Source organism: Gordonia sp. PS3 (assembly GCF_041950545.1).
GTDB lineage: Bacteria > Actinomycetota > Actinomycetes > Mycobacteriales > Mycobacteriaceae > Gordonia > Gordonia sihwensis.
In genome coordinates, this window is record NZ_CP169524.1 from 2,525,772 (window position 1) to 2,543,114 (window position 17,343).

14 protein-coding genes are annotated in these 17,343 nt (G+C 68.1%); 3 read left to right on the forward strand and 11 right to left on the reverse strand.

The window, feature by feature from the left end; translation table 11 throughout:
* The first annotated feature begins 53 nt into the window (after window positions 1–53).
* Window positions 54–1,238 (forward strand): sulfite reductase flavoprotein subunit alpha, encoded by a 1,185-nt coding sequence (locus ACE11G_RS11710; RefSeq protein ID WP_062367562.1) that lies wholly within the window; start codon window positions 54–56, stop codon window positions 1,236–1,238.
* A 93-nt stretch (window positions 1,239–1,331) separates the two neighbouring features.
* Here the strand turns inward: ACE11G_RS11710 and rho are convergent, their stop codons facing one another.
* From rho to ACE11G_RS11755, 9 genes are all read right to left on the reverse strand, one after another.
* Window positions 1,332–3,260, reverse strand: coding sequence for a transcription termination factor Rho (rho, locus tag ACE11G_RS11715; protein WP_217997340.1), 1,929 nt, complete (start codon window positions 3,258–3,260; stop codon window positions 1,332–1,334).
* 212 nt (window positions 3,261–3,472) lie between these two features.
* Window positions 3,473–4,423, reverse strand: coding sequence for a homoserine kinase (thrB, locus tag ACE11G_RS11720; protein ID WP_039867429.1), 951 nt, complete (start codon window positions 4,421–4,423; stop codon window positions 3,473–3,475).
* Between the two features lie 16 nt (window positions 4,424–4,439).
* Window positions 4,440–5,525: a threonine synthase gene (thrC, locus tag ACE11G_RS11725; protein WP_006896415.1), complete on the reverse strand. Its 1,086-nt coding sequence runs from the start codon at window positions 5,523–5,525 to the stop codon at window positions 4,440–4,442.
* Window positions 5,518–6,825, reverse strand: coding sequence for a homoserine dehydrogenase (locus ACE11G_RS11730; protein ID WP_006896416.1), 1,308 nt, complete (start codon window positions 6,823–6,825; stop codon window positions 5,518–5,520). Before ACE11G_RS11730 ends, thrC begins: the two co-directional genes overlap by 8 nt.
* Window positions 6,822–8,246 carry a diaminopimelate decarboxylase gene (gene lysA, locus ACE11G_RS11735; RefSeq protein ID WP_174302286.1) on the reverse strand — a complete coding sequence of 475 codons (1,425 nt, stop codon included), beginning with the start codon at window positions 8,244–8,246 and terminating at the stop codon, window positions 6,822–6,824. The genes ACE11G_RS11730 and lysA overlap by 4 nt, the downstream gene beginning before the upstream one ends.
* Window positions 8,243–9,895 carry an arginine--tRNA ligase gene (gene argS, locus ACE11G_RS11740; protein ID WP_375002252.1) on the reverse strand — a complete coding sequence of 551 codons (1,653 nt, stop codon included), beginning with the start codon at window positions 9,893–9,895 and terminating at the stop codon, window positions 8,243–8,245. Before argS ends, lysA begins: the two co-directional genes overlap by 4 nt.
* 97 nt (window positions 9,896–9,992) lie before the next feature.
* Window positions 9,993–10,376, reverse strand: coding sequence for a VOC family protein (locus ACE11G_RS11745; protein WP_006896419.1), 384 nt, complete (start codon window positions 10,374–10,376; stop codon window positions 9,993–9,995).
* Window positions 10,377–10,404: 28 nt separating this feature from the next.
* On the reverse strand, window positions 10,405–11,115 hold the full coding sequence (locus ACE11G_RS11750) for a haloacid dehalogenase type II (RefSeq protein ID WP_231875733.1): 711 nt from the start codon (window positions 11,113–11,115) through the stop codon (window positions 10,405–10,407).
* The gene (locus ACE11G_RS11755) at window positions 11,112–11,963 is read right to left on the reverse strand and encodes a shikimate 5-dehydrogenase (RefSeq protein ID WP_006896421.1); all 852 of its coding nucleotides are present in this window, start codon (window positions 11,961–11,963) and stop codon (window positions 11,112–11,114) included. The genes ACE11G_RS11750 and ACE11G_RS11755 overlap by 4 nt, the downstream gene beginning before the upstream one ends.
* Before the next feature lie 251 nt (window positions 11,964–12,214).
* Between ACE11G_RS11755 and ACE11G_RS11760 the strand changes: the two genes are divergently transcribed.
* On the forward strand, window positions 12,215–13,591 hold the full coding sequence (locus tag ACE11G_RS11760) for an NAD(P)-binding domain-containing protein (RefSeq protein WP_375002254.1): 1,377 nt from the start codon (window positions 12,215–12,217) through the stop codon (window positions 13,589–13,591).
* Window positions 13,592–13,669: 78 nt separating this feature from the next.
* Entirely contained in the window at window positions 13,670–14,971 is a 1,302-nt protein-coding gene (locus tag ACE11G_RS11765) for a replication-associated recombination protein A (RefSeq protein ID WP_346075743.1), read from the forward strand.
* 7 nt (window positions 14,972–14,978) lie between these two features.
* On the opposite strand, the gene ACE11G_RS11770 is transcribed toward ACE11G_RS11765, so the two are convergent.
* Together ACE11G_RS11770 and ACE11G_RS11775 are read right to left on the reverse strand one after the other, a co-directional pair.
* Window positions 14,979–16,157 (reverse strand): serine hydrolase domain-containing protein, encoded by a 1,179-nt coding sequence (locus ACE11G_RS11770; RefSeq protein ID WP_375004145.1) that lies wholly within the window; start codon window positions 16,155–16,157, stop codon window positions 14,979–14,981.
* A 136-nt stretch (window positions 16,158–16,293) separates the two neighbouring features.
* Window positions 16,294–17,283: an AraC family transcriptional regulator gene (locus ACE11G_RS11775; protein WP_375002256.1), complete on the reverse strand. Its 990-nt coding sequence runs from the start codon at window positions 17,281–17,283 to the stop codon at window positions 16,294–16,296.
* Window positions 17,284–17,343: the final 60 nt, after the last annotated feature.

The following is a 17,343-nucleotide window of genomic DNA, read 5'->3' on the forward strand; positions in this document are numbered from 1 at the left end:
CGCCGTCCACCCCGCACCACGTCCCTGCGAGCCTCCGGGAGCACCGAGTACACATGACGACCGCGAATCCGACGAGTGATGCCGCAACCGCCCGCGCCTCGAAACGGCCTCGCTGGTCCCGCCGGAATCCGTACCCTGCGACCGTGGTGCGCAACAGCCTCCTGACGGCACCCGACAGCGACAAGGAGGTGCGCCACCTCGTACTCGACATCTCCGGCTCCGGGCTGGAGTACCTGCCAGGCGATGCCGTCAACGTCACCCCCGCCAACGAGCCGGCGCTGGTCGCCGCGATCGTCGACCGGCTCGGCGTTCCGGGCGACACGGTGATCACCGACCGCAAGGGTGAGCGGACGCTCACCAATGCACTCACACACGGTTTCGAGATCACCTCGGTCTCGCCGTACCTGCTCGATCACCTCGCGAACGCCCGCGGCGTCGGAGAGGTGGCCGACCTGCTGGCCGGCGACCGTGCCGCACTCGAAGAATGGTCGCGCGGCAGGGACGTCCTGGACCTGCTCAACCTGGACCCCACCTGGTTTCCGACGCCCGAGGCCTTCCTCGGCGAACTGCGCCCCCTCGCCGCCCGCACGTACTCGATCTCGTCGTCGCCTGCCGTCCACGAGGGAACCCTGCACCTGACGCCCGCCACCGTGCGACATTTCGCGACCGAGTTCTGGGGCGATGGCCGCGACCGCGGCGGCGCCGCGTCCACCTATCTCGCCGACCGCGTGGAACCCGGCGACACCGTGGGGATCTACGTGACGGCCAACAAGTCGTTCCGGCTGCCCGAGCCGGACACCGACATCATCATGGTGGGCCCGGGCACGGGCATCGCCCCGTTCCGTGCCTTTCTGCACGAGCGCCGCCAGGACAACGGCCGAGGACGCAACTGGCTGTTCCACGGTGCTCGACATCGCGACCAGGACTTCCTGTACCGCGACGAGATGTGGGCGATGGAAGCCGACGGGACCCTCCGGCTCGACGTCGCCTTCTCCCGCGAGCAGGACGAGAAGGTCTACGTCTCGCACCTCATGGGAGGACGGGGCGAAGAACTGTACAGCTGGATCCGCGACGGCGCGGTCCTCTACGTCTGCGGCGACGCCACCAAGATGGCACGCGACGTGGAGGAGACCCTGGTGGCGATCATTCGCGAGTACGGCGGCTTCGACGATGAGGGAGCACGCGCCGAACTCCAGCGGCTGCGCGAGTCGGGTCAGTACCGCCGCGACGTCTACTGACGCCGCACTCTCCCGAAACGCCCCTGTGCCGTACCCCGTGACCCGATTCGGGTCACGGAATACGGCACAGTGCACCACTCCGCGGTGGAGGCCTCAGTCGTTGTCGACGACGCTGGGCGCGTTCTTGCTCACCTGCATCAGGAACTCGACATTGCTCCGCGTCTTCTTGAGCTGCGCGACGAGCAGGTCGATCGCGGCCTGCGAGTCCAGTCCGGAGAGCAGACGGCGCAGTTTGTGGACGATGGCGAACTCATCCGGCGACAGCAGGAGCTCGTCCTTGCGCGTGCTCGACAGGTTGACGTCGACCGCGGGGAAGACGCGCCGCTCGGCGATCTTACGGTCGAGCTTCAGTTCGGCGTTGCCCGTGCCCTTGAACTCCTCGAAGATCACCGTGTCGCCCGTCGACCCGGTCTCGACCAGCGCCGAAGCGATGATCGTCAGCGATCCGCCGTTCTCGATGTTGCGCGCGGCACCGAGGAATCGCTTCGGCGGATACAGCGCCTGGGAGTCGACACCACCGGAGAGGATGCGGCCCGAGGCGGGCGATGCGTTGTTGTACGCGCGGCCGAGACGGGTGATCGAGTCGAGCAGCACGACGACGTCCATACCGTTCTCCACCAGCCGCTTGGCACGCTCGATCGCGAGCTCCGCGACGCTGGTGTGATCCGACGGCGGGCGGTCGAAGGTCGACGCGATGACCTCGCCCTTCACACTCCGCTGCATATCGGTGACTTCTTCGGGACGCTCGTCCACCAGCACCACCATCAGGTGGCATTCCGGATTGTTGGTGGTGATCGCGTTCGCGATGTCCTGCAGGATCGTCGTCTTACCGGCCTTCGGCGGGGAGACGATCAGCGCACGCTGCCCCTTGCCGATCGGCATGATCAGGTCGATGACGCGGGTGGAGATCCGTTCGGGCGTGGTCTCGAGCCGCAGTCGCTGATTCGGGTAGAGCGGAGTCAGCTTGGTGAAGTCGGGACGCTTGCGCGCCGAGTCGACGTCGGTGCCGTTGACGGTGTCCAGCCGCACCAGCGGATTGAACTTCTGCCGCTGGTTGTTGGGGTTCTCGCCCTCGCGCGGCACCTTCACGGCACCGGTGATCGCGTCACCGCGGCGCAGTCCGTTGCGGCGGACCATGTTCATCGATACGTAGACGTCGTTGGGTCCGGCCAGGTAGCCGGACGTCCGCACGAACGCGTAGTTGTCGAGCACGTCGAGGATGCCCGCCACCGGCGCGAGGACGTCGCCCTCGTTGACCTGGGGCTCCCCCGCGTTGCCGCCGTCGCGGTCGCGTCCGCGACGACGCTCGCGGAACCGGCGTCCGCGGCGACGACCACCGCCCTCGCCGTCGTCGTCATCGTTGTTGTTGCGGTTCTGGTTCTGACCGCCGCCCTGGTTGCCGCCCTGGCCCTGGTTGCCGCCCTGGTTCTTCTGACCCTGGTTCTGGTTCCCGCCCTGGTTCTGATTGCCCTGACCCGACTTATCGCCGCCGTCCTGGCTCTTGTCGCCCTGGTTCCGCTCTCCCCCGCGGTTCCGGTTGCGGTTGCGCCGGTTGCCGTCGCCGTCCTGCTCGCCGCGCTGCTGGGCGGGCTTCTCGTCGCGGCCCTGCTCGGTGTTGCGCTGGTCGGAGCCCTTCTGGTCGGAGCTCTTCTGGTCAGCGCTCTTCTGGTCAGCGCTGTCGGTCTGCGGAGCCTTCGCGGTCTGCGACGATCCACCGTCGCCCGCAGCATCGGCGCCGCGCCGGGCGTTGCGCCGTCCACCGGGCTGCTGATCGTTCGCGGCACGCTCGCCGGCCTGCGGCTTCTCCGGCGCAGACTTCGCTGCGTCAGACTTCGCTGCGTCGGACTTCTCTGCGGACTTCTCTGCACGCTTGTCCGCTGCGGCCTTCTCTGCGCCCTTGGCGGAGCCTGCTCCGCCGTGCTGATGAGCCCTGATCACGTCGATCAGATCGCCCTTGCGCATTCCCGACGTGCCCTTGATGCCCAGCTCAGCAGCCAGACTGCGGAGTTCGGGCAGCAGCATGGCGGAAAGTCCGGTACGGGCCCGCTTGGGTGCCTGCACATCCGTTTCGGTCACGGAATTCCTTTCGTTCCCCGGCTTCAGATGCCGGGGGCCCCACCCAGAACACGGGTGGAGGAGCAAAAATTGTTGGTTCGCCGGACAATCGGGTGGAGATCAGACACGCCCTGGGTCCCGGTGAAGCACTCTCAGCGTACCACCGGGTAGCCGCTGCGTCAGGAGACCACCTCGACGCCGTCCGCCACCGCGACGGGGATCATCGCGAAACCCAGATCGGCGGCGAGGTCTGCCTCGTGCGTTCCGAGGGGACTCGTTCCCAGCACCAGAACCGAAGGCCCAGCACCCGATACGGTAGCGGCGTGTCCGCGTTCGCGCAATGAATGCACCAGGCGAGTCGTCTCTGGAAGCGCCTGTTCGCGATAGCCCTGGTGCAGACGGTCCTCGGTGGCGTCGATCAGCCAGGCGGGATCGGTGGTCAGTGCCACGACTCCCAGTGCCGCGCGGCTGACGTTGAAGACCGCGTCCGCTCGCGGCACCGCGTCGGGAAGCAGGCCGCGCGTGGTCTCGGTGGACGACTCGGTCTGCGGCACGAATACCGTGGCCACCACCGCCGGATGCAACTCCAACCGGCGGGCGTAGAACGACTCCTGACCGTGCGACCACGTCACCACCGCCGAGCCCAGCACGGACGCCGCCGCATTGTCGGGATGGCCTTCGAACTCACTGGAGAGCTGCACCAGCGCAGCGTCGTCGAGGGCCGGGCGCCGACCGTCGAGGGCCACCAGCGCCGACGCCGCCGCGAGTCCGCCCACCGCTGCCGCGGCCGACGACCCCAGCCCGCGCGAGTGCGGGATCGCGTTGCGGCATTCGAGGTGGAAACCGCCGACTGCGACGCCGGCGCTCTCGAACCCCCGGACCACCGCGCGCGCCACCAAGTGGCGCTCGTCGAGCGGAACCTGGTCGGCGGCTTCGCCGGTCACCGCGACGGTGATGCCGGTTCCGGTGACGGTGACCGCGACCTCGTCGTAGATCGCGAGGGCCATGCCGAGGCAATCGAACCCCGGACCCAGATTCGCACTCGACGCCGGGACCTTCACTCGGACCGAAAGCCCCTCGGGCAGAATGCATTCCGCGTCGGGATGCCCGATCAGCGCGTCGTTGGTCATCGCCGTTTCCACGTCGTCAGTTCACACCCAGCGCAGTCGCCACGGCGACGGGATCGACCTGGATCGCATCCACCTTCGGCATGCCGAGCAGCGCCGTGTCCGGGTCCTTCAAACCGTTGCCGGTCACGGTGCACACCACGGTCTCCCCCGGCTTCACCCAGCCCTCCTCGCGGCTCGCGAGCAGGCCGGCGACGCTGGCGGCCGAGGCCGGCTCCACGAAGACGCCTTCGCGTCCGGCGACCAGCTTGTACGCCTCGAGGATCTTCTCGTCGGTGGCCGCCCGGAACATGCCGCCCGACTCGTCCTTGGCGGCGACGGCCTGGTTCCAGCTGGCCGGCGAGCCGATGCGGATCGCGGTCGCGATGGTCTCCGGGTCGCTCACCGGGGCTCCGTTGACCAGCGGCGCGGCACCGGCGGCCTGGACGCCGAGCATGCGCGGCAGGGAGTCGATGATCCCGTCGGAGTGGTACTCGCGGTAACCCTTCCAGTACGCGGTGATGTTTCCCGCGTTACCGACCGGGAGTGCGTGCACGTCGGGGGCCTTGCCGAGGACGTCGACGATCTCGAACGACGCCGTCTTCTGGCCCTCGATGCGGGCCGGGTTCACCGAGTTGACCAGCTCGATCTCCGGGTAGTCGGCGGTCACCTTGCGCGCGAGCTCCAGACAGTCGTCGAAGTTGCCCTGCACCTGGATCACCTTCGCGCCGTGCATGACGGCCTGAGCGAGCTTGCCCATCGCGATCTTGCCCTCGGGGATCAGCACCGCACAGGTGATTCCCGCGCGCGTCGCATACGCCGCAGCCGACGCCGACGTGTTGCCGGTCGAGGCGCAGAGGACCGCCTTCTTGCCGTTGTTGACGGCATTGGTGACGGCCATCGTCATACCGCGGTCCTTGAACGACCCGGTGGGGTTGAGCCCCTCCACCTTGAGGTAGACCTCGCAGCCGGTGATCTCCGAGAGCACCGGAGCCGCCACCAACGGCGTCGCGCCCTCCAGGAGGGTGACGATCTTCCAGTCGTCGCGCACCGGCATGCGGTCGCGGTAGGCCTCGATCAGGCCCGGCCATCCGCGGTGGACGGGCTGGTACTCGGCGTTAGTCATTGGTTCCCTCCAGACGGAGCACGCTGGACACCTTGATTACGGAGTCCATCTGTTCAAGTGCGGCAACGGTTTCCGACTGTGCGCGGTCGGAGGCGCGATGTGTGACGACGATCAGCCGGGCGTCGGTGCCCGCGCCCTCCTGGCGTACCGCGGCAATGCTGACGTCGCGCGCCGCGAACTCGCCCGCCACCTGCTGAAGGACTCCGGGCTTGTCGGCGACCTTCATCGAGACGTAGTAGCGCGTCGGGACCTCGTCGATCGACGCGATCGGCAGCGAGGCATACGTGGATTCCAGCGGACCGCGCCCGTGGTACACCCGGTTCCGGGCGGCCATCACCAGATCACCGAGCACCGCCGATGCGGTGGGTGCGCCGCCGGCGCCCTGACCGTAGAACATCAGGCGGCCGGCATTCTCCGCCTCCACGGCGACGGCGTTGAACGCGCCGTTGACGGTGGCGAGCGGGTGCTCCAACGGAACCAGCGCCGGGTAGACGCGGGCGGAGATCTTCTCCCCGTCGGCGGTCTGGATGCGCTCGCAGATGGCCAGGAGCTTCACCGTGCAGTCGAACTTCTTCGCCGCCTCGAGATCCTTCGAGGTGATCTTGGTGATCCCCTCGCGGTAGACGTCCGACGCGGTGACCCGGGAATGGAAGGCGATCGAGGCGAGAATCGCGGCCTTCGAAGCCGCGTCGTATCCTTCGACGTCCGCGGTGGGATCGGCCTCGGCGTAGCCCAGCCGGCCGGCCTCGGCGAGTACCTTGCCGTAGCCCGCGCCGGTCTCGTCCATCTCCGAGAGGATGTAGTTGGTGGTGCCGTTGACGATTCCGGCCACCCGATTCACCGAGTCGCCCGCGAGCGACTGGGTCAGCGGGCGGATCACCGGGATCGCGCCCGCGACCGCCGCTTCGAAGTACAGGTCGACCCGGTTGTCCTCGGCCGCCTTGGCCAGTTCGCCCGAGTGCGCGGCGATCAGCGCCTTGTTGGCGGTGACGACGGACTTGCCCGACTCCAGGGCGGTCTTGATGAGCGCGCGGGCCGGCTCGATGCCGCCGATCAGCTCGACCACCATGTCGACGTCGTCGCGGGCGACGAGGCTGTGCGGATCGTCGGTCAGCAACGCCGGATCGACGCCCTCGCGCGCTCGGGAGGCATCGCGCACCGCGACGCCCCGGAGCACGAGCGGCGCGCCGATCCGAGCCCGCAGGTCGGCGGCGTTCTGGGTCAGAATCCGAACGACCTCGGTGCCGACATTGCCCATGCCCAACACGGCCACGCCGATCGGACGGGATGATTCGCTCATTCCGGGTCCACCTCCAGGCTCAAGAAGTCCTCCACCGTCTCCCGCCTCAGCATGAGCCGGGACCGGCCGTCATTGACTGTCGCGACCGCCGCACGCGGCACCATGTTGTAGCGGCTCGACATGGAATAGCAGTAGGCGCCGGTGGCGCCCACCACGAGCAGATCGCCCGGGACCAGGTCGTCCGGCAGCCAGCAGTCGCGGATAACGATATCGCCGCTCTCACAGTGCTTGCCCACCACCCGGCAGACGACGGCCTTCGCGTCCGAGACCCGCGAGGCGAGCCGGACGTCGTACTCGGCGTCGTAGAGCACCGTGCGGATGTTGTCGCTCATGCCGCCGTCGACCGAGACGTACCGGCGCACGGTGTTCCCGTCGAGTGCGACGTCCTTGACGGTTCCCACCCGGTACAGCGTCACGCCCGCCGGCCCCGCGATCCCGCGACCGGGTTCGACCGCGATGGTCGGCATCGGCAGGTTCAGCGCGGCCGACTCGCGGCGGACGATCTCCGCCAGGGCCTCGGCCAGCACACTGACCGGCGGCGGGTCGTCGCTCTCCAGGTATGAGATGCCGAGACCGCCGCCGAGGTCGAGCACCTTGAGCTGCGAGGTCTTCTCGACCCCGAACTCGGCGACGATGTCGGCGAGCAGGCCGATCACCCGGCGTGCGGCGAGCTCGAATCCGTCGATCTCGAAGATCTGCGAGCCGATGTGGCTGTGCAGCCCCACCAGACGCAGGTTGTCGGCGGCGAAGACCGCGCGAACCGCGTCGAGCGCCACACCGCCGGCGAGTGCGAAACCGAACTTCTGGTCCTCGTGCGCCGTCGAGATGAACTCGTGAGTGTGCGCCTCGACGCCCGGAGTCACCCGGACCAGCACGTCGGCGACCACTCCCCGTTCACCGGCGAGACGGTCCAGACGCTCGATCTCGATCATCGAGTCCAGGACGATGTCCCCGACACCCGCGTCGAGTGCCGCCGCCAGTTCGTCCTCGGCCTTGTTGTTGCCGTGCAGTGCGATGCGCTCGGCGGGGAATCCCGCGTGCAGCGCCACCGCCAGTTCGCCTCCGGAGCAGACGTCGAGCGAGAGGCCCTCGGACTCGATCCACTTCGCGACCTGCGAGGAGAGAAAGGCCTTCGACGCGTAGTGCACGCGGCCGTACGGCCCGAACGCCCGCTGCATGTCGGCGCAGCGCGACCGGAAGTCCGCTTCGTCGTACACGAACAGCGGGGTGCCGTACTGCTCGGCGAGCCGGTCGACCCGGACTCCGCCGATCGTCACGACGCCGTCCTCGTCGCGGACGGTCCCACGCGGGTAGACGTTCTCCGGGATACGGGAGAGCTCTTCGGGGCGGTTGGGGCGCTCCGCGAGATGCGGAGCGGCGAGGATCTCGGCGTGGCGGGGGCCGGCGGGGTGTGCCATCACATTCTCTCCGGAGCGCTGACGCCGACCAGCTCGAGGCCGTTGGCGAGGACTTGGCGGGTGGCTTCGCAAAGCGCGAGCCGGGCGGCGTGCACATCGCCCGCCTCCTCGTCGCCCTGCGGGAGGACGCGGCAGCGCGCGTAGAACCGGTGATAGGCACCGGCCAGCGACTCCAGGTAGCGGGAGACCCGATGCGGTTCGCGCAGTGCGGCGGCGGTGGCGACCACCTCGGAGAAGTCGCCGATGGTGCGGATCAGATCGCCCTCGGACTCGTCGTCGAGAAGCTCCAGACGCGCGGTGCTCGCCGACAACCCGAGCTCGGCCGCGTGACGGGCCAGCGCCGACAGCCGGGCATGCGCGTACTGCACGTAGTAGACCGGGTTGTCGGAGGACTGCTTGCGCAGCAGATCGAGGTCGATGTCGATGTTGACGTCGATCGACGAGCGGATGAGCGCGTAGCGGGCGGCGTCGACTCCGACCGCCTCGACGAGGTCGTCGAGCGTGATGACGGTTCCCGCGCGCTTGGACATCCGGACCGGCTGTCCGTCCCTCACCAGATTCACCATCTGCCCGATGAGGACCTCGACGGCTTCGGGGTCGTATCCCAGCGCGGCGGCCGCGGCCTTCAGCCGAACCACGTAGCCGTGATGATCGGCGCCGAGCATGTAGATGAGGTGATTGGCGCCGCGGTCGTGCTTGTCCTTGAGGTAGGCGATATCGCCCGCGATGTAGGCGGCGTTCCCGTCGCTCTTGATGACGACGCGGTCCTTGTCGTCGCCGTAATTCGTCGACCGCAGCCACCAGGCGCCTTCGGCCTCGTACAGGTTCCCGTTGGCCTTGAGCTCGTCGATCGCCTGCGCGACGAGGCCTCGATCGAACATCGAGTTCTCGTGCGTGTAGACGTCGAAATCGGTGCCGAACTCGTGCAGCGTCCGCTTGATGTGCGCGAACATGAGCTCCACGCCCTCGGCACGGAAGACCTCCCGCGCCTCCGCGACCGGCAGCTCGAGGACTCCGGGCGACTTCTCGACGACGGTCGCGGCGATCTCGTCGATGTACTCGCCGGCGTACCCGTCGTCGGGGGTCGGCTCACCCTTGGCCGCGGCCAGCAGCGAGTTCGCGAACCGGTTGATCTGCTCGCCGTGGTCGTTGAAGTAGTACTCGCGCGTCACCTTCGCGCCGCGTGCGGTGAGCACGCGCCCGAGTGCGTCGCCCACCGCGGCCCAGCGTGTGCCGCCGAGGTGGATGGGGCCGGTGGGATTGGCGGACACGAACTCCAGGTTCACGTTCAGCGCCGAGAGCTCGTCACCGCGGCCGTACGCATCCCGCTGTGCGAGGACGGCGGCGACCGTCTGATTCTGTGCGGCCGCGGCCAAGCGCAGATTGACGAATCCGGGTCCGGCGACCTCCGCGGAGTCGATGCCGGGGTCGGTCGCGAACTCGTCGGCCAGCCACGTCGCCAGTTCGCGCGGATTGGCTCCCGCTCGCTTGCCCAGTTGCAGGGCGATGTTGGTGGCGTAATCGCCGTGCTCCGGGCTGCGCGGACGCTCCACGACCACGGTCTCCGGAATCAACGACGTATCGAGGTCATGAGCGTGGAAGACCTTCTGCGTCGCAGCGCGAAGCAGAGCAGCGAGTTCGGTGGGAGTCACGGGAACCTATCTTATTGTCCCAGGTGCGGTTCACGACAATCGGACCTCGGTGCCGGGAATCGGCGCTGTCCGAGGCCCCACCCGCCGGGCGGAGTGCTCAGGGCAGGTTCAGCTGCCAGGACACTCCGAATCGGTCGTTGACCCAGGCGAAGGCCTGCGAGAAGCCGTAGTCGCCGATCGGCATCAAGACCCCTCCGCCTTCGCCGAGAAGTGCGGCGAGACGCTCGAGCTCGGCGCGATCGTCGACGTCGACGAACAGCGAACTCGACGGGGTGAAATCGAAGGCGTGGCCGACGGCGCTGTCGCTGACCAGCACCCGCAGGCCGGCGAGATCGAGTTCGGCGAGCATGATGCCCTGGGCCGGGTCGGCGTGCGGCGTGGACGTGACCACGCGTCCGCCGGGGAATGCGGAGAGGTACAGGTCGATCGCGTCGGCGGCGACGGCCCCCTGGAACATGAGGAACGGACGGATCTGCGTCATGACGCGAGCGTAGTGGCGGTAGCGCGGTTCAGCAGCCGAGCAGGGTCGCGAGTTCGTCGATGCCGCGAACGTGGAAGCGATCGTCGGGGCAGCGCGCCTCCGGCTTGGGCTCCGGACCCCATTCCGCGGGCCGCTCCACATACGCCGTCTGCAGGCCGAATCCACGCGCCGCGGCGAGATCGGTCACGTGCGTCGCGACCATCAGGACCTCACCGGGATCCACCCGCATCAGCCGCGCGAGCCCGAGGTACACCTCACCGGACGGTTTGTAGTGGCGCCAGAGGTCCGAGCCGCCGATGAAGTCCCAGGGCAGACCCGCGGACTTGGCCATCTCGGTCAGGAGTGCCACGTTGCCGTTGCTCAGGGCGCAGATCGTGTACCTCTCCTTGAGGCGGCGGAGTCCCTCGGGCGAATCCGGCCACGCCGGGAGGACGTGCCACGCGTGCACCGCGGCGTCCAGCTGATCGGCGCCGGCCCGGATTCCGTGCTCTTCGCGCAGCAGCCGGTCGAGTGATTCGCGATGCAGATCGTCGAGCAGCGTCCAGTCCCGGCTCCCCTGTTCCACCTCGGCCAGTGCCGGCGCGTAGGTTCGTCGCCAGGAACGCGCCAGCGCCGAGGCGTCGATCTCCGGAAAGATCTGAGCCAGAACACGACTGACCCCGGTATGCCAGTCGGCCACCGTCCCGAAGGTGTCGAAGGCGATCACTTTCACCGAGGGCGCGCCGGTAGTCGAAGTCACCCGGTCAGTGTCGCATCGCCGGCACGTGAGTACTCGGACGCCTCCCGGATCTGTTCCGGCGTCGGCGTCACTCCGGTGTAGAGCGCGAACTGCGCCGCGGCCTGTCCGGCGATCACCGCGTCTCCGCTGATCGTCTCGAGTCCGCGGGCCCGCATCGCCCGCACCATCGGCGTGTCGGGCGGCATCGCCACCACGTCGAGACAACCGGTCGCCGCGTCGACGAGAGCCTCGTCGAACGGCAGCGCGTCGGCGTCCGGTCCCCCGGCCATGCCGATCGGCGTCGCGTTGACGAGAGTCGCGGGGGCGAGTCCCGCTGCGTTGACCGCATGCCGGTAGCCGTATCGCGCGGCGAGCACGGCACCGGCGGCCCGGTTGCGCGCGACCACGGTCACATCGGTGAAGCCGGTCGCACGCAGCGCCGCGACCACCGCCTTCGCCATTCCGCCGCTTCCGGCGACGGCCACCGGCGCGGTGCGATCGAAGCGCGAGGCGGCCAGCAGGTCGGCGACCGCCTGATAGTCGGTGTTGTACGCGTGGAGCACGCCGTCGTCGTTCACGATCGTGTTCACCGAGTCGATGGCCGCGGCCGACTCCTCCATCACGTCGATCAGGTCGATCACCGCCTCCTTGTACGGCATCGACACCCCGGCACCGCGGATCGGGAGGCCACGGATCCCGGCCACCGCCGAGGCGATGTCGGTCGGCGCGAAGGCCTTGTAGACGAAGTTCAGGCCCAACCGGTTGTAGAGATAGTTGTGGAAGCGGGTCCCGATGTCGGACGGCCGCGCCGCCAGCGAGACGCACAGCACGGTGTTTCGGTTGAGAGCGCGGGAATGCGGGGCGGTCATGGACCGACCGTAGCGGGCAGCCGGTGCCACGAGCCACCGAGCCGGCGACCGATTCGCTCTGAAGAATGCGAAACATGCAATTCTATCACGCCGCTGAAATCACTCCCGACGAGTTTGACATCGGTCGGACAATTCACCATCGTGACCCTTGGGACGACCATCGATCGTTTGACCACAGATGGGCCGGTACACGGCCCGGGACCGGCGGATTCCAACGACATCCCTCAGTCCAGTCTGGCGTGAAAGGTAAAATGTTGAATAGTGTGAAAAGAGTTGCGATCATCGGCGCGGGGCCCAGTGGAATGGCAGCCCTGCGCGCTTTCAGATCGGCGGAGAAGTCCGGCTCCGAGATCCCCGAAGTGGTCTGTTACGAGAAGCAGGACGACTGGGGTGGACAGTGGAACTTCACCTGGCGCACCGGAACCGACGGGTACGGCGAACCCGTGCATTCGAGCATGTACCGGAATCTTTGGTCCAACGGCCCCAAAGAGGCGCTCGAGTTCGCCGAGTACACATTCGACGAGCATTTCAACCGTCCGATCTCCTCTTATCCTCCTCGCGAAGTCCTCTGGGATTACATCAACGGCCGTGCCGTCCAGTCGGGTGTGAAAGAACTCGTCCGATTCGCTCACGTGGTGCGTCGGGTGGAATTCGACGATGAGACCGAACAGTTCACCGTCACCGTCGACGATCTGCGCGAGCATGTGACCTCCACCGAGGTCTTCGACGAAGTCATCGTCTCGACGGGTCATTTCTCATTTCCCAATGTCCCCGACATCGCGGGAATCGAAACCTTTCCCGGCGAGGTGATCCACGCGCACGAGTTCCGCGGCGCCGAGCGATTCGCCGGTCAGCGCCTGCTGCTCGTCGGGGGGTCGTACTCCGCCGAGGACATCGGCATCCAATCTCACAAGATGGGGGCCCGGCACGTGACGATGAGCTACCGGTCGCGGCCGCAGGGATTCGCGTGGCCCGACGGTGTCGACGAGAGACCGCAGATCGACCGGATCGACGGCGGTGTCGCCACCTTCATCGACGGCTCATCCGGAGAGTTCGACGCGATCATCCTCTGCACCGGGTACCTGCACCACTACCCGTTCCTCCCGGAGCATCTGCATCTGCGTTCGCCCAACAACCTCTACCCCGGCGGTCTCTACCGGGGCGTGACGTGGCAGGCGAACCCGCACCTGCACTACCTCGGCGCGCAGGATCAGTGGTTCACGTTCAACATGTTCGACGCGCAGGCCTGGTATGTCCGGGACCTCATCCTCGGTCGAGCCCAGCTCCCGTCCGCCGATGAGCGTGCCGCGCACATGCGTCAGTGGGCCGATCGTTACCGCGGCGTCGAGGACGACGCCGCCGCTGTGCGTTTCCAGGCCGACTACATCCGCGATCTGATCGAGCAGACGGACTACCCGATGTTCGACCTCGACGAGGTGGTGCGGATCTTCCTCGAATGGAAGGCCGACAAGAAGCGGAACATCCTCACCTACCGGGATCAGGTGTACCCGTCGGTGATGACGGGAACGATGGCCGCCGTTCACCACACCCGCTGGATCGACGAGCTCGACGACTCCCGGGAGCGCTACCTCGAATCCCAAACCACGGCCGACCGTGTGACGAGCTGACGGCCACCGGCGCAGACGGCCGGATGTCGGAGGGCGCACCTACAATCGGGGCAGCATCCGCGCGACGAGGAGCACAGCGTGCAACAGCCGTCACTCTTCGAGCCCGACGACACCGGCCGTCCGCTCGCCGACCGAATGCGGCCTCGGTCGATCACGGAGGTGGTCGGGCAGGACCACCTCCTCGGCCCGGACGGAGCGATCGGCCAGATGGTCGCCGAGAAGCGGCTGGCGTCGATGATCCTGTGGGGTCCCCCGGGCTGCGGCAAGACGACGATCGCGCGGCTTCTCGCCGAACAGACCGACCTCGTCTTCGAACCGCTGTCGGCGACATTCGCGGGAGTCGCCGATCTGCGGAAGGTGTTCCGCGCGGCGGAGAAGCGCCGCGAGCTCGGCCGCGGCACCCTGCTGTTCGTCGACGAGGTGCATCGGTTCAACCGCGCGCAGCAGGACTCCTTCCTTCCCTACGTCGAAGACGGCACCGTCGTCCTGGTGGGCGCGACCACCGAGAACCCCAGCTTCGAGCTCAACGCCGCCCTGCTCTCCCGCTGCCGAGTCTTCGTTCTCAAACGACTCGAGGAGGCCGCGCTCGTCGAGTTGGTCGAACGAGCCGAGACTCTGACGGGACGGGAGCTGCCCCTCGACGGCGAGGCCCGGCAGGCGCTGGTCGCGATGGCCGACGGCGACGGACGCTATCTGCTCAACCTCGTCGAGCAACTCGGCCACATCAGCACGCCGATCGGCGTCGACGAGTTGGTCCGGCTGGTGCAGCAGCGGGCTCCCCTGTACGACAAGTCGCAGGAAGGGCACTACAACCTGATCTCGGCCCTGCACAAGTCGATGCGCGGCTCCGACGCCGATGCCGCCTTGTACTGGCTGGCCCGGATGCTCGACGGCGGAGAGGATCCGCTCTACATCGCCCGGCGCATCGTGCGCTTCGCCGCCGAGGACGTGGGCATGGCCGATCCCCGGGCGCTCGCGCAGGCGCTGGCCGCGTGGGACACATACGAGCGGCTCGGCTCACCCGAAGGTGAGCTCGCCATCGCACAGGCGGTGGTGTACTTGGCCACCGCGCCGAAGTCGGTCGCCGTCTACCGGGGGTTCGGGGCGGCCCGGGCCCTCGCCCGGCGCACCGGGTCGCTCATGCCGCCGAAGCACATTCTGAATGCGCCCACCGGATTGATGCGCGAGCTCGGCTACGGTGCCGGCTACCGCTACGACCCGGACACCGAGGACGGATTCTCCGGGGCCGACTACTTCCCCGAAGGCCTGGAGCACGAACCGCTGTACCGGCCGACGGCCAACGGTTTCGAAGCCTCCGTCCGCGAGCGCATCGCCGAATGGGACCGGTTGCGTCTCCGCCGCCGCGGCGAGGGACGGTGACCGCGCCTCAGCGGATCGAGCGGTACACCGCGGTCTCGAAGTCCAGGAAGGCGGCGACCGACGCGGGATCGGCGAACGGCAGCACTTGCGAGCCCCACATCCCGGCGACGTCCGCCTCCCTGTCGATCCAGTAGTAGAGGTTGGCCAGTCCGGCCCACGCGAGCGAGCCTGCCGACCGGCCCGTCGGTGCGGGCTCGTCGTTGACCATGAACGAGTAGGCCCACGACTTGGACTGCCCGGGGAAGAACTCCGCGTCGTGAGTCAGGGCCGGCGCCGACCCGACGAGCTTTCCGATCTTCAGCTCGCCCAGCCCGTTCCGGGATGCCGCCCGCACGGTCTCGGGCGCGAGCACCCGACCGCGCTCGCCCTCGCCGTCCCGCAACCACATCCGCAGGAAGCGGGTGTAGTCCGGGATCGTGGCGTACACCCCCTGTCCGCCCATGTCGACCTCCGGGTCCTGCGGAAGCACCAGGCCGGTGGCGACCAATGACCCGTCGTCGACGCGCTGGTGGACCTCCGCGCGACGATCCGCCATCGACCGGCTCATGACGAAGGCCGAATCGTCCATGCCGAGGGGCTCGAAGATCCGCTCCCGCATCACCTGCGACAGCCGTTGTCCCCGAACGGCTTCCACCACCAGCCCGGCCCAGTCGATGTTGGTTCCGTATCCCCACCGAGTCCCGGGGTCGAAGAGCAGTGGCGAGGTGAGGCATTCGCGGGATGCGGTGAGAATGTCCGGCTGTCCCGTCGACTCGAGCAGGCGGGCGTACTCCGGTGAGAAGAAGGAGTACGACAGGCCCGCCGTGTGGAGCAGCAGCATCCGGGTGGTGATCTGCGTCGACGGTGCCCGCAGTCGCGGTGAGCCGTCCGGGGCGAAGCCCGCCAGCACCTGCAGCCGGCTGATGTCCGGTACATAGTCCGCAACCGGGGCGTCGAGGTCGACCAGCGCCTCCTCCACGCATTGCAGCACGGCGGTGGACGTGAGCGCCTTGGTGCACGAGAAGATCGCGAATACCGTGTCGGCGGTCATCGGCCGACCGTCGTCCACCGACCGGACGCCCGCGGTGCCGAGGTAGGCGTCGCCGCCGCTGCGGGTGACGGTCGCGACGACGCCGGGCACGCGCTGGGCGTCGTCGGCGGAGGCGGCTCGGTTCAGAATGTCGTCGAGGCGAGTGAGGTCGGGCATCGGGATCTCCTGTGCAGCAGTTGATGACACCAGTGATCCTGGCCGGTGTTCACGGCCGGGTACGTCTGCGAACGGCAGGCACCGTCTCCGAGCGGCGAGCTTCTCGTAGCGGAGACTCGTCCCTACCGGCGGCGGGTCACGACCGCGCGCGAGCGAGCGTCTCGGAGGGATTCTCGCCGAACCTGCGTCGATAGGAGGCCGCGAAGACGCCGAGGTTCACATAACCCCAGGCGTGGGCGGTCGCCGTCACCGACTCGGCGCCGGAGCGCAGTTCGCGGTAGACGCCTTGGAGGCGCTGCTCGACGAGATAGGAGCGCACCGACGTTCCCAGATAACGAGCGAATCCACCGCTCAGCGACCGCACGCTCACGCCCGCCGCGGCCGCGATCTCGGCCACCGTCGGCAGGTCGCGGGCGTGGGCGTCGATGAAGTGCGCCGCGGTGCGGACATAGCCCGGTGCCGCCACGGCGGGCCGACGTTCGAGGTCGACGGCGGCTCGCAGCGCCCAATCGTGCAGGAGTTGCGCGGCGATGAGCTCCTGCAGATGGAGCCCGATTCTGCCCGAGGCGACTGCCTCGGGCGAGATGGCCGCCGTACTCGTCGCATACCCGAGCAGATTCCACCACGGGCTCCCCGATCCGCCGATCACGGCGCCGCGGGACCACAGGGCGTCGTCGGGGACGTGGCCCCACCACTGCAGCGAGAGATCGGCGAGCAGTCGGTGCGGCACCGTGAGATTGAGCTGCAGATGGTCGTCGTCGGCGGCGAGCCGGAAGTCGGTGCGGCTGCAGTCCGCGACGAACGTCTGCCCGGCCCCGAGTTCGGTCCCCTCGGCGCGCCCCACCTGGTGCCGCGTCCGTCCGCGCAGCGTGGTCAGGACCAGCACGTTGCCCGCTTCGGCGTCGAAGTCCCGCAGTGCCACCTCGGTGCCGTACCGGAAGTGCGTCATGGTGATCTCACCGACGTCGATCGAGAACATCGACGAGCAGGGCGACGTCGAACGGCCCGACGGCCGGACGTCGAACGACATGTACTTGTCGTCGGTCCACGCCGCGATCGCATCCCAGTCGGTCTCCGTCACGGACGAGAGGACACCGTTCGGGCGCGGATCGAGCTGTGTCGGCATGGTCGGTAGGTTACTGACACACTGCGACGTTCGGCAGGGATTCACCAGGCCAGGCGAGGT